Source organism: Flavonifractor sp. AGMB03687 (genome assembly GCF_017811815.1).
Taxonomy (GTDB): Bacteria; Bacillota; Clostridia; order Oscillospirales; family Oscillospiraceae; genus Flavonifractor.
Genome location: NZ_JADKZI010000001.1, coordinates 136,359 through 149,753 on the forward strand (window position 1 = coordinate 136,359; position 13,395 = coordinate 149,753).

Annotated in this window: 13 protein-coding genes and 1 pseudogene; all 14 read left to right on the forward strand. The window is 56.3% G+C overall.

Features of this window, described 5'->3' with window-relative positions; all coding sequences use genetic code 11:
- The 14 genes and pseudogenes from hemB to J9789_RS00700 all read left to right on the forward strand — a co-directional run bounded on the left by hemB (position 1) and on the right by J9789_RS00700 (position 13,382).
- Positions 1-984: a porphobilinogen synthase gene (gene hemB, locus J9789_RS00635; protein WP_209341308.1), complete on the forward strand. Its 984-nt coding sequence runs from the start codon at positions 1-3 to the stop codon at positions 982-984.
- Positions 984-2,264 (forward strand): glutamate-1-semialdehyde 2,1-aminomutase, encoded by a 1,281-nt coding sequence (hemL, locus tag J9789_RS00640; RefSeq protein ID WP_209341310.1) that lies wholly within the window; start codon positions 984-986, stop codon positions 2,262-2,264. The genes hemB and hemL overlap by 1 nt, the downstream gene beginning before the upstream one ends.
- Before the next feature lie 96 nt (positions 2,265-2,360).
- A complete protein-coding gene (locus J9789_RS00645) occupies positions 2,361-2,768 on the forward strand; it encodes a DUF134 domain-containing protein (RefSeq protein ID WP_209341312.1) in 408 nt (135 codons plus the stop codon).
- Positions 2,769-2,866: 98 nt separating this feature from the next.
- Positions 2,867-3,412: a ribosome-associated translation inhibitor RaiA gene (gene raiA, locus J9789_RS00650; RefSeq protein ID WP_209341314.1), complete on the forward strand. Its 546-nt coding sequence runs from the start codon at positions 2,867-2,869 to the stop codon at positions 3,410-3,412.
- 145 nt (positions 3,413-3,557) lie between these two features.
- A pseudogene (locus tag J9789_RS00655) lies at positions 3,558-3,872 on the forward strand (type IV secretory system conjugative DNA transfer family protein); the annotation flags it as partial.
- Between the two features lie 11 nt (positions 3,873-3,883).
- A complete protein-coding gene (locus J9789_RS00660; protein WP_044942083.1) occupies positions 3,884-4,138 on the forward strand; it encodes a helix-turn-helix domain-containing protein in 255 nt (84 codons plus the stop codon).
- A gap of 334 nt (positions 4,139-4,472) precedes the next feature.
- Entirely contained in the window at positions 4,473-4,673 is a 201-nt protein-coding gene (locus J9789_RS00665; RefSeq protein ID WP_209341316.1) for a helix-turn-helix domain-containing protein, read from the forward strand.
- A gap of 42 nt (positions 4,674-4,715) precedes the next feature.
- Positions 4,716-5,264, forward strand: a complete 549-nt coding sequence (locus J9789_RS00670; protein WP_209341318.1) for a sigma-70 family RNA polymerase sigma factor — start codon at positions 4,716-4,718, stop codon at positions 5,262-5,264.
- Positions 5,251-5,622: a DUF4179 domain-containing protein gene (locus J9789_RS00675; RefSeq protein WP_209341319.1), complete on the forward strand. Its 372-nt coding sequence runs from the start codon at positions 5,251-5,253 to the stop codon at positions 5,620-5,622. Before J9789_RS00670 ends, J9789_RS00675 begins: the two co-directional genes overlap by 14 nt.
- A complete protein-coding gene (locus J9789_RS00680) occupies positions 5,606-6,232 on the forward strand; it encodes a histidine kinase (RefSeq protein ID WP_209341320.1) in 627 nt (208 codons plus the stop codon). Before J9789_RS00675 ends, J9789_RS00680 begins: the two co-directional genes overlap by 17 nt.
- Entirely contained in the window at positions 6,229-6,852 is a 624-nt protein-coding gene (locus tag J9789_RS00685; protein WP_209341321.1) for a PrsW family glutamic-type intramembrane protease, read from the forward strand. Before J9789_RS00680 ends, J9789_RS00685 begins: the two co-directional genes overlap by 4 nt.
- A gap of 164 nt (positions 6,853-7,016) precedes the next feature.
- Entirely contained in the window at positions 7,017-7,361 is a 345-nt protein-coding gene (locus J9789_RS00690; protein WP_209341323.1) for a hypothetical protein, read from the forward strand.
- Positions 7,358-13,225, forward strand: a complete 5,868-nt coding sequence (locus tag J9789_RS16875; protein ID WP_245184968.1) for an S-layer homology domain-containing protein — start codon at positions 7,358-7,360, stop codon at positions 13,223-13,225. The genes J9789_RS00690 and J9789_RS16875 overlap by 4 nt, the downstream gene beginning before the upstream one ends.
- A 7-nt stretch (positions 13,226-13,232) precedes the next feature.
- Entirely contained in the window at positions 13,233-13,382 is a 150-nt protein-coding gene (locus J9789_RS00700; RefSeq protein ID WP_227111813.1) for a hypothetical protein, read from the forward strand.
- Positions 13,383-13,395 lie beyond the last annotated feature (13 nt).

A 13,395-nucleotide genomic window follows, 5' to 3' on the forward strand; every position in this document is an offset into this window, starting at 1 on the left:
ATGGAACTGATCCAACGGCCCCGCCGCCTGCGGGGCAACGACGCGGTGCGCCGCCTGTGCCGGGAGACCCGCATGTCCCCCGACAGCCTGATCTACCCCATCTTTGTGGATGAGACCCTCCAGGGGGTCCGGCCCATCGAGGCCCTGCCCGGCCAGAACCACTACGGCCTGGACAGTGTGTGCCAGGCGGTGGAGGAGTGCCTGGCCAACGGGGTGACTCACTGCATCCTCTTTGGCCTGCCCGCCCACAAGGACGCCATCGGCTCCTCCGCCTGGGATGAGCACGGCGTGGTCCAGGAGGCCATCCGGGCCATCAAGGCCAAGTACCCCGACTTCTATGTCATCACCGACGTGTGCATGTGCGAGTACACCGACCACGGCCACTGCGGCATCCTGTGCGGCCATGAGGTGGACAACGACCAGACCCTGGAGGTGCTGGCCAAGACTGCCCTCAGCCACGTGCAGGCCGGGGCCGACATGGTGGCCCCCTCCGACATGATGGACGGCCGGGTGGCCGCCATCCGGGCCATTCTGGACGAGCACGGCTACACCTCCACCCCCATCATGGCCTACTCTGCCAAGTACGCCTCCGCCTTTTACGGTCCCTTCCGGTCGGCGGCAGGTTCCGCTCCCTCCTTCGGGGACCGGAAGGGCTACCAGATGGACCCCCACAACCGGAAGGAGGCCCTGAAGGAGTGCGCCCTGGACATTGAGGAGGGTGCCGACATCATCATGGTCAAGCCCGCCCTCAGCTACCTGGACATCATCCGGGAGTGCTCCGACGCTTACGACCTGCCCATGTGCGCCTACCAGGTGTCCGGCGAGTACGCCATGATTAAGACCACCGCCGCCGCGGGCCTCATTGACGAGTACCGCATCATGTGCGAGGCTGCCCTGTCCGTCTTCCGGGCCGGCGCCAACATGCTCATTACCTACTACGCCAAAGAACTGGCTCAGGCCATTCAGAAGGGGGATATCGGCTGATGGGACGCTCGGAAGAACTGTTTGAGCAGGCGGTCAAGGTACTGCCCGGCGGGGTCAACTCCCCGGTGCGGGCCTACCGGGCGGTGGGCATGGCTCCCCGCTTCATCACCCGTGCCGACGGCCCCTTCATCTGGGATGAGGACGGCCGGAAGTATATCGACTATGTGTGCTCCTGGGGCCCCATGATCCTGGGCCACAACCATCCCGTCATCCGGGAGGCGGTGGAGAAGGCCGTGAAGGACGGCCTGTCCTTCGGCGCTCCCACCCGCCGGGAGGTGGAGATCGCCCAGCTGATGATCGACCTGGTGCCCAACATCGAGATGGTACGCATGGTCAACTCGGGCACCGAGGCGGTCATGTCCGCCGTCCGTCTGGCCCGTGGCGCCACCGGCCGGGACAAAATCATCAAGTTTGAGGGCTGCTACCACGGCCACTCCGACTGCCTGCTGGTGAACGCCGGCTCCTCCGCCCTGGCGGGAGGCCATCCCTCCTCCGCCGGTGTGCCCGAGGATATCGTGAAGCACACCCTCACCGCTCAGTTCAACGACCTCTCCTCCGTGGAGGCCCTGCTGGACGCCTGGCCCGGCCAGATCGCCTGCATCATCGTGGAGCCGGTGGCCGCCAACATGGGCGTGGTGAATCCCGCTCCCGGCTTCCTGGAGGGCCTGCGGAAGCTGTGCGACAAGAATGGTACTCTGCTCATCTTTGATGAGGTCATCACCGGTTTCCGGCTGGCCCTGGGCGGCGCGCAGGAGTATTTCGGCGTGAAGGCCGACCTGGTGACCTTCGGCAAGATCATCGGCGGCGGCATGCCGGTGGGCGCCTACTGCGGCAGCCGTGCCCTGATGGAGCAGGTGGCTCCCTGCGGCCCGGTCTACCAGGCGGGTACCCTCAGCGGCAACCCGGTGGCTATGGCTGCCGGTCTGGCCCAGCTGAACTACCTGAAGGACCACCCGGAGGTCTATACCGACATCGCCGCCAAGGGCGAGAAGCTGGCGGCAGGTATGCGGGAGACCATCGCCAAGACCGGCGCGCCGGTGGTGGTCAACCAGATCGGTTCCCTGCTGGCCCCCTTCTTCACCCCCACCGCCGTGTCCACCTTCGTGGACGCCAAGGGCAGCGATGTGGGCAAGTACGCCCGCTACTTCCAGGGCATGCTGGAGCGGGGCGTGGCTCTGGCTCCCGCCCAGTTCGAGGCCATGTTTGTCTCCGCCGCCCATGGGGAGGAGGAGCTCCAGGCCACTCTGGCTGCGGCCGAAGAGGTATTCGCCGCGCTGTAACCACAAAGCCGCTGCTGATGCAGCGGCTTTGTTTTTGGACGGTTGACAGATACCGGAAACCTGCTACACTGGGAGCAGGAACAGGAGGGAACGCCTATGCCAAGACCGAAGAAATGCCGCCGCATCTGTGCCCTGCCCCGGCACAGCAGCTTTGGCCCCCTGGAGGGGGCGGCGGACGGGGTCGTGGAGATGGCGGTGGAAGAGTATGAGTCCATCCGCCTGATGGACCTGCTGGGCTGCACCCAGGAGGAGTGCGCCGCCCAGATGGGGGTGGCCCGATCCACGGTGCAGCAGGTGTACGACGCGGCCCGGAAAAAGCTGGCCCTGGCCCTGGTGGAGGGGCGGCGGCTCCACATCTCCGGCGGAGATTACGCCCTGTGTCCCCAGGGGGAGGTCTGCCCGGGACGCAGCTGTGCCCGAAGGGACTGCGGCAGAGGGCGTTGCGGGTGCGGCTCCTGTTCGGACAAGGATGATGGGCAAAATTCACAAAATATTTTGAAATAAGTTGTGACAATCTGCGGACTTCGTGGTATAATCAAATCAGGGAACCGGTCCAGACCGGAACCCAGTCCCTCCTCGGAGGGTGGAAGGAGTTGAAAACGATGAAGTTCGTATTCACAGACAAGAAGATCAATCTGCCCAACAAGGTCCATGCCTATGCCGAGAAAAAGGTGGGCAAGTTAGACCGTTACTTTAAGGCGGATGCGGAGGCCGCCATCGTCTTCAGCGTAGAAAAGGACCGCAACAATGTGGAGCTGACCATCCGCTCCGGCGGTACCATCATCCGTGTGGCTGAGAGCACCTCCGATATGTTTGCTACCATCGACGCGGCTGTCTCCTCCGTGGAGCGCCAGCTGCGCAAGAATAAGAGCCGCCTGGAGAAGCGCCTGCGTCAGGACGCCTTCTCCCGCAGCGTGGATGTGGAGGAGATATCCTCCTTCGCCCCCGAGACCGACGAAGAGGAATTCAAGATCGTCCGCACCAAGCGCTTCCCCATCAAGCCCATGACGGTGGACGAGGCGGTGCTGCAGATGAACCTGGTGGATCACACCTTCTTTGCTTTCAAGGATACCGACCAGGATGGCCGCTTTGCCGTGGTGTATAAGCGCAACGATGGCGGCTACGGCCTCATCGTGGATGAGGACTGAGATCAGACATAAAAAAAGGGAGCGGCGACGCTCCGGCCTGATAAGGGTATCACCGAAACCGTCCAGAGCAAAAGGAACTGCCACATCACCGTGGCAGTTCCTTTTTATATGCAAGTAATTTGAACAGGCAATTCCTGCTATTATTATCCCCAAAGGTCACTTCATCGTCATGAAAACCGGCACCCACCCCATGCGGACCCGGCTGCGGCTGTTCCTGGAATGGGGGATCACCTTCGGGGAGCCGTACAGCATCCCAGAAAAAGCGGCCCGCTCTGTGGCCTATGCCAATAAGCAGGAACTGGAGCTTGCCATCATGTGCCGACATGTGCGGATGCCCGCGGCAAGCGGCGCGGCGCCGGTATCCAACAAGGCGGATGCCAGACGGGAGCAGCAGGCCGATCCCTCAGCAGGCCATCACGGCCAGGAGCCACCTGATGGGCAGAAAAGCCTGCGCCCATGAGGATATCGTGTATGGCTTATTTTCAGAATATCTACCACTCCGACCTGAGCCACAGGGCCAGATCGGTCTATATGTATCTCAAAGATCGCGCCGACAGTGAGGGCCGGTGCTGGCCGGGGATCCGGACCATAGCCGCCGAACTGGGGTTCTCCCGCTCCACTGTCAAGCGGGCGCTGGACGATCTCTACGGAGCCGGCCTGCTTACCAGAGAGCCGCGCTGGCGGGAGAATGGGAGTCTCAGTTCCAATCTATACCGGCTGGTGTGAATTCAAAATAAAAAGGTCCACCGCCAGGGGGAGATTTTGCCCTGGTGGTGAACCGAGGGTAGGTCCATGATGGATCCACCAGAAGGACACACTCTATCACACCGCCTTTGAAAACGATAACCTTTGTTTCGCTTTCGCTTCTTATTTTATATACGAGACCCCGTAGGTTTTCAAGATTTAAGCAGCCGGAAGAAAAGCCATATTTTTTTCTTCCTGCAGCCCATCTTGAAAATATGCTGATATTCGCATATAATATATACAGCAGATTTCAGACAGGATATATTGACAAAGCAAGCATGACACCTGATGTATCTTTGGGAAAGGCGGAGCGCGAATGAAAGGCTATCTATCCATAAAGGAAGCCGCCCGCAAGTGGGGGATTTCAGAGCGTTGGGTCAATCAATACTGCACAGACGGGCGTATTCCCGGTGCGGAGCGTTTTGGGCGGTCATGGGCAATTCCAGACACCGCCGAGAAGCCCACTGACCCGCGATCTAAGAAACAGCGCCGGGATTGCAGAGAGACAAACCGCTGAGAAGTGTCTTTGTAAAGAAGATACGGCGAGGAAGTGAATGACATGATTTCCGATGAAGAATTATACAGACAATATATAAGCGGCGATGAAACAGGACTTGACGAATTGATGAAAAAATACGGCGACCCGCTGACCTTATACATAAACGGGTATCTGCATGACGTTCACGAAGCGGAGGACTTGATGATAGAGGCTTTTTCCTATCTGTTTACGAAAAAGCCGCGCATCCGGGACGGTGGTTTTAAGGCTTACCTGTATAAAACGGCGCGGCACATGGCTTTGCGCCACAAAAGCAGACAGCGTCTTTCCTTCAATCTTGACGATCTGACTGAGGAACCGGACGGACAAATACTGGTAGAGGAGGTTGTCCAAACAAAGGAAAGAGATCAAATTTTGCATTTCTGCATGGACGAATTAAACCCAGATTACCGGGAGTCACTTTATCTGACCTATTTTGAAGGCATGAGCTACTTGCAGGCTGCCGAGGTCATGGGAAAAAGCGTAAAGCAGATCACCAATACGGTGTACCGGGGAAAAGAGCGTTTGCGCGGATTATTGGAACGGGAGGGAATTACAAATGTTGAGCCATGAGGAACGAATAGCAGAAGTAAAACGGCGTATTGCTGCAAAAGAACATCAAAAAAGACTGCGGCGAGGTCGGATCACTGCTGTTTCTTGCGTGGCGGCGTGTCTTGCGGTGATCGTGGGCTTTTCCCTTTCCATGCCCGGTATTGTGGAGCAAATCGAGCTGGGAACTTCCTCCGGCTTTGAAACGGCGGCAACGATTTTAGGCGGTAACGCCGCGCTTGGATATATCGTGATCGGGCTGCTCGCTTTTGTCCTCGGCGTGTGCGTGACCATTTTGTGCTTCCGCATCCGTTTGTTGGATCAGGAAAAACAGCCAGCGGAAAAGCAAAAAGGGGACGATGCGGATGGAACTGATCAGTAACCTTTTGCAATTTTCTGTCACGTTACTGGGCTTTTGCCTGAGCGGTATCCGGTATCTAAAAAACCGAAAACAGGCGTATTTCCTGCTGACCTGCTTTTATGGCTGCTTTGCCCTCGGCTCTCTGTACTGGACGCTGTATTTGCTTTTATATTCTGAAACACCGCAGGTCTTTTATGTGTCGGAGTTTGGCTGGGTAGCCAGCATTATTTTTCTTTACATCCTGCAATACGCCCTTTCCTCCGCGGAGGAAAGGGGCTTTCTGTGCCGGAAAGCCCTAATCGCCCTCCTGATCAGCGTTCCGCTGTGCGTGTTTTACTGCACCTTTGGCGACATTCTCTCCAATCTACTCTGGTGCGGCATGATGATCGTTGTTTCCTATCATGCGATCCGGGGGCTTGCTTACGCCCGGACGCAGGCGGGAGCGGCGCGTGATATGCGATATTTCCATATTGGGGTACTGTGCTATGTGGCGGCAGAATATGCCCTCTGGACTTCCGGCTGCTTTTGGCCGGGAGATTCCATTTCCAGCCCCTATTGCTGGTTTGATCTTCTGCTGACGCCCTGTATCTTCGCTCTGCTGCCCGCTACAGGAAAGGCGGTGGAGGGATGACCTATATTGAAAATATTTTTATCTGTATGGCGTCGCCCCTGCTGATCGCCGCCCTGTGCATGGGAAAGCGGCAGACAAAGTTTTTCCTGTTTTGCCTTGCGGGAATGGGTGCGTGTCTGCTCTCCGCTTACATCAATACCTTTCTCGCCGCACTTTATGGGGCGGACACCTTTGGCGCAACTGCGGAGATCGCCCCGGTGGTGGAGGAAGTGATGAAGCTTCTGCCGCTGCTCTTTTACCTCTTGGTATTTGAGCCGAAAGCGGAACAGATCAAGATTGCCGCTGTGATCACCGCCCTTTCCTTTGCCACCTTTGAAAATGTCTGCTATCTGATCCAAAACGGGGCCGGACATTTTTCCTTTATTTTCTTCCGGGGCATCGGAACGGGAGCGATGCACGTCATCTGCGGGGCCATCGTCGGAGGAGGGCTTGCGTATGTGTGGCGGCGAACCTGGCTGAAGATCGCCGGGACCTGCGGTTTGCTTGGAGCGGCCATCACCTTTCATGCGATCTATAATCTGCTGATTGCCTACGGCGGCGCGGCGCAGTATATCGCCTATCTTCTGCCTGTGCTGATTCTGACAGCGGGAAAGCTGCTTGCCCGCCGTCTGACACCATAATGAAATAGATTTTTCTCTTTTGGGAGCTGCCTTTGTGCGGCTCCCAAATTTTTTGAAAAAATATGATTTTGGGGTGAGAGTTTTTCCGCGTTTTTGTACCTATATAAATGAAAGGTTTTTTAAGCTACTTTTCAGACGAACCGGAGAGAGGAGGTTTTGCGTGTATGTACGATACAGAAAGGCGTGTTGCGATAGTAAAAAAGCGAATAGCGGAACACCGCCGCAGGCAGGCGCGGCGAAGCATCCGCAGTTTGTCTGCCCTGTGCGTCCTGCTGTTCCTGTCCCTTGTGGGAACGGTGGGAACGGTAGGGACGGTACGGGACCAGCCGATAGATGCCGCAGGAATGTACGGCGCGATCCTGCTGCATGAGAGCGCGGGCGGATATGTGCTGGTGGCGGTGGCGACGTTTATGCTGGCCGTGGTGATCACGGTCGTCTGTATGCGGCTGCATGAACGGGAGAAGCAAAAACAGAAACAAGAACAAGAACATAAGGAGGACGCAACATGAAAAAAATCCTGTCCCTGCTTTTGACCCTCTGCCTGCTGCTGGGCGTTCTACCCTCTCAGGCCCTCGCCTATGTGGGGGACATTATATCGCCTGGCAGTACAAATGTGCAGACGAGCACGAACAATAATTCGCTCGTCCTACAAAACGACTATATCCGTGTGACGCTGAACAGGCAGACCGGCATCCTCACGACCGCTCCGACTGCGGCATCGGACAGCCCCGGCCAGCAGAAGCCCTACTGCGAGTTCATCACGTATGATAACGGAATCGGTTACAATAAGAAAGAAATCACACATCCCGCAACGCTCAGTCTGAAAAGCGCATCGTTTATGGAGAAAACGCCGAACGGCGACACAAAGGCCATTAAGGCGGAGTATGCTCTGACATTCGAGCTGTCCGGGAAATCTGTTTCCGCAACGACTGCGGTTTACTATGAACTGGTGCAGTGCGGAGAAAATAAGTCGTCAGCAGACGCATGGGGCGTGCTGACGTCCGTTGATAACATCAAAATCAACGCCAACAGCTTCGGCGACCTCAACCTGGCTACCGATATGAGTGCTTGGTGGGGCTATACCCTCGACGGCTTCAGCGGTATGGGGCACGCCAACGCCACAGACGGCCCCGCCATCAAGATGAGCCGTACCGTCGTCAAGAATGAGGCAGAAGAGGAGATTTCAACCGAAAGCTCCGTCATCACCAGCAAGGTGGATGATTTGGATACCTGGCAATCTTTCTCACAGGGGACGGATTGGTGCTACAACTACATCACCGAGGTCTATGTGGACGGCTACGCCTGGGCAAATCCCTTTGTAGGACTGTCGGGCTACTATAAGAATAAGACCATCAAAGCCTATCTGCCCGATACGGTCAGCGTCACGCCGGGCAATAACCCCAGCAGCACCCGCGTGGAGTGCAGAAACGATATTGGTTACTATTTCAGCGGTGACGAGAGCTATCCGAATTCAGGACGCTTTCTCTGGGGCTTCCGCAATCTGACAAAAAATGCGGCTGATGTTCCATCAGAGCCGGACAAGGTGGAAGTATCCATCAACGCCAAGCGGCTTGCTGCCTTTGCTGACGGGAATGACGGCGTAACGGTGGAATATGTTGCCGATGACGCGGCGCTGAACGCGCTGAAACAGCGGTACGGAAATCCCGTCGCCCTCATCAGCGGCGAGTATGAGAGCAAAAACGGCGCGGAATTTACCTTTACCGGCGGGGCGGCGCTGCTCTCGCCCTCTGTGACGGCGACATGGGGAAATGGCGGTGAGCTCGTCATTCACAAGGACGGAACAATCACCCACAGTGGCCTGAGCCTGAATGCGCCCAGCTTCAAGTTCTATCAGCCGAACAGCGGCGCGGGCGAGGAATTGAAAATCAAGCTCACACAGGACGGCTTTTTGTTTGAGATTGACCCCGAAAAGAACGACGCCGTGATCTATGTGGACATCCCCTATGCCACGGCGAAGCTGGAAAAGGTCACCGCTGATGCCGCGGGAAACCTGGTGTTCGCCGGCGGGATCAGCTTCCAGACGGTCTTTGAAGGGGCGAGCTTCACCTTGAAAGAGCTGGGCTACGGCTTAAATGACAAAAATGAATTTACGGTCAATGGCGTCCATGCCACGGGCAGCTTTGACACGGCCAAGACGCTGTCGCTGGAGCTGGCGAAGGTCGAGGGCGAGGTCAACACCTTCAAGGGGAAGGAGAAATATGCGTTCACGCTGGAACTGAACGCCTTTGACCTCTTTGAGACTGAGGCGGAGCTGGAGCTGGTGCGCAGCAAAAAGGACGGCAGCCTGCTCCCCAATACGCTGTACTTCTTTGTGTCGGCAAGCCCCGGCATCCCCCTCATTCCTCCGGTGCCCATTGGGCAGCTCAACGGCGGCGGCGCGGGCTTCAAGGATCTTGCCGCCACGGTGAACGGCGACTACTTTGCCATTCCGCCCCTCAAGCTGCGGGGTACGCTGAAGGGCACCTATCTCCACCTCATCGAGGGCAAGGGAGATGTGGTCATCGGCCCCAGCGAAATTTCCCTCAAGGCGAACGATGTGGGCATCGTGGGGACGAACGCGTCTATCATCGACAGCTTCGGCTATTCTCTCCAGCTCAACGGCCAGGAGCGGACCTATCATGGAACGACCTACAAGGGCATTTACTTCGTCGGTTCCGAGACCCTTGAATTGGATCTGCCAAGCACTGAGATAGACGTATTTATCCTGGATACCTCCATCGAGCTGGGCGCGTTTGGCGGAACGGGTACGAAAAATGATACAAAGCATTTGTATCTCGGCGTGGGTGCCAACGCCGTTGTCAAAAGCAAGGTGCAGGTTCCAAGCGATGTGCCCGTGATTGGCGGTTGGAAGCTTGGCAGTTGGGACGTTGACCTCATTGTGGGCGGACAGACGGAGTTCCCCATCGAGGGCGTCAGCGTCAGCGAGGGAATGGAAGACGCTTTCGACAACATTGACGTGTACCTCGGCGCGATGACCGGGGTGTATGCCGGAATCATCGACGCGCGGCTGTGGGTGCTTGTGCCGAATATCGTGGAGACCAACTTCCGCAGGGGTGGCGGTTGGGATGTGGAAACCAAGTGGTTTGGCAGACTACCCGAATGGGACTGGTCGGAAAAGGGCGTTGAGCCAGTGGTGCAGTCTATGCCGTCGGAGGACAGCGGCGAGGCCGTCCCCATGCTGCTTGCGGCGGAGCCCGTTGCGCTTGTAGCCAGCGGCGAGAACTCAACGACTATCACAGTAAATGCCGGTACAGACGAAACGCCGTATATCCTGCTGGCATTTGACAAGAACATCACCGAGGACGAAATTAAACAAGCTCTGTCTGTTACAAAGAGTGGTGAAACCACCCCGATCCAAATCAACTGGCTGGGTAATAGCTACGAAATCAATTCCAGCTACGCCATCAACGCAGACACCGACATCATACATAACAAGAAGGACAACAAGGACTACCGCGTGGCGATCCTGCGGCTGAAAGAGGGCGGGACTTATCAGGTCAACCCGGGCTCGCTTACGCTTGACACGCAGAAATCCCAAGGCGTTTCCATTGCTCCGTTTGAAGAACTGGCTTTGTCTTTGAACAGCAATCAGGTGTCCGGTGAAATCAAATACGCCGAGGAAAATACAAAGTATGTGCTTCGCACCTATTTTGCCAATGAAGAGGGCGGCGCGGATTATCTGATCGACGAGCAGGAAGTAACGGATGCAAGTAAAATCTCAGTCACGATCCCGCAGAGCGGTGCGCTGGCCCCATCGGGCGAATACTATGTGACCTCTTTCCTGATGACGGAAAAGAGCGTGGAAAGCATCGACGAGAACGGCGAAAAGGAAACCCTGACCGGCCTTGTCGCCATCGACCATCAGCAGTTTAATACTCAGGTAAACTATCAGAACCAAAACCAGCCGACCGCACCCCAAACTGTTACGCTGGAGCTGGCCGGAAACGAGGTCATGACGGCAAAGTGGGATAAGGTGGACGATGCTGCCGGCTATGCCGTGACGATTTATCAGAAAAACGGAGGCAAATGGATCGACACCGGCTTTGGCTATGACCTTGATAAAGAAACGACCTCTATCAATATGGCGCTGACCGTGGGCGGAGAAGAAACAACAAAGTCTAAAAACCTGTCCGCAAACGAGGCCTACAAAGTCGGCGTGAGGGCATACAAGGAAGATGCTGAGAACGAGGGCGGCAAGTATTACAGCGCGGAAATCGAGTCTGCGGATGAGGGTGTGTATCTGCCTGAATATACGCCGCTGAAACTGACACTCTCTGTAAACGGCACGACCTGCACAGCAGACGAAAATGGCGTGTACCACGCCTATATCGGCGGTGAATCGAATACGCTGGCGGTAAGCTGCGCTGACGACAACTCCAATGCTACTTTCAAGGTTACAAGAATGGACAAGACTACCGAAAACGAGATTGCGGCGAGCCAGGATGGTAGCTATACAATCCCTGATTTTGAGGGCAGCCTGATGTTCAAAATCGACGGCATTTCAAGCGTCACGGGCAGTTCGACCGCCAAAGATGTGACCAGCGTATTCCTGCTGGTGAGCGTGGACAAGACCGCCCCCGTGCTGACCCTCTCTGATCCGATATTCTATGCCGATATGACCACGGGTGCGTATGAAATCACCGGAACGGCGGACGCGGGAAGCGAGATCTTTTACGGCGATAATAAGGAGTCTGTCTACGCCGACAGCGACGGAACCTTTACCATTCCCGGTACGCTGGATGAAAACAGCGGCATTCTCTCCCTCTGCGCACAGGACAGCGCAGGGAACAAATCCACATCGCGGTTTGCGCTGATTACGAAGCAGAACACCGCTACCGAGTTCATCGTCACCTTTGACGGAAACGGCGGTACGCCCTCTGTCGGCAACATGACCACCACCAATCAGAAGCTGACCTCTCTGCCCAGCGCATCTCAAAGCAAGCACAGCTTCGACGGCTGGTACACCGAAAAGAGCGGCGGCACAAAGATCACGACGGATACCGTATTCCATGCAGATACCATCGTCTACGCTCACTGGACATACACCGGCGGCTCGTCTTCCAATGATGGGGAGGATTCCGTTAACAACGATGCCACCATCATCCAACGCCCCGATGTGAACGAACCCAATGTCCCCACCACGGCACAGAGTGAGAAGGTCAAGACAGATGCTAAGGGCAATGTGACCATTACCAATCCCATGGTATCGGATGCCATCAAGGCAGCAAAGGATGATACGAAAAAGCATGGTAATCAGAAAAATGGTGTTGCGGTGGAAGTCCCTGTGGAGATTGATAAGAAGCTGGACGGTGTACAAATCACGCTGAAAGCGGATGCACTGGATACTTTGGTGAAGGAAAATGTCAAGCGCTTCACCATCGACACAGACCGGATGGCCGATTTCGGCTTCACCTTGGATACCCTCAAGGAGCTGAACCGCCAGACCAGCGGCGACATTATCTTGAAGGTGAAGAAAACTACCGTTTCCTCTATTGAGGCAAAGGCGACTATCGGAAATCGCCCCGTTTATGACATCTCCCTGTGGGAAGTCAAAAACGGCAAGGAAACCAAGCTGAGCAACCTGAATGGAAAGACTATCAGCATTGCCATTCCGTACACACCGGCAAAGAACGAGCAGCCCGGCAACCTCTATGCGGTTTCTGTGGATGGAAATGGTAAGCCCCAGTGGATCACCAAGTCCAGCTATGATGCCAACCAGAAGGCAGTCATCTTTGAGCTGACACAGCCCGGTGTTTACGGCGTGGGCTATGATGCTAAAATGCCAGCCTTGACCGACATTGAAAACCACTGGGCTAAGGATAACATTCTCTTTGTGGTCAGCCGTGGGTTGCTGAATGGCACCAGCGAAACCACATTCAGCCCCAATACCGGCATGACCCGAGGGATGTTCGTCACCGCCCTGGGACGGCTGGCGGGTGTTGACCCGGCTGATTACCAGACCGGCAAGTTCACCGATGTGAAAGCCGATGCCTACTATGCACCGTATGTCAACTGGGCGGCAAAGACCGGTATCGTCAGCGGAACAACGGACACCACCTTCGCCCCGGATACCAACATCAACCGGGAGCAGATGGCGGTCATTATGAAGAACTACGCTGTCAAGCTGGGCTACACAGTTCCGAAAGCCCTGGAAGCCGTGACCTTTGCGGACAACGCAAGCATTTCTTCCTGGGCAAAGGAGGCAGTTAAGTCCATGCAGCAGGCGGGCATCCTGGCGGGCAAGACGAACAATCGCTTTGACCCTGCAGGAACCGCCACCAGAGCCGAAGTCGCCACCGTCCTGTGGCGGTTTGTGGAAATCATCATTGACCCGCAGACCGCAAACGGCTGACAACAGAATGACAGCGGCCAGTGGAGCTTTCTCCGCCCACTCCGCCATAGAGACTCAGCGGTTCTACCGCTCTCTGGGCTGTGTAGATGCGGCCCAGCCCCTGCAAAAGCATGTAGAGGCCGAACCGTTCGACTGCCAGCTGGAATACAGACTGTAAAAGCACGAGCTGC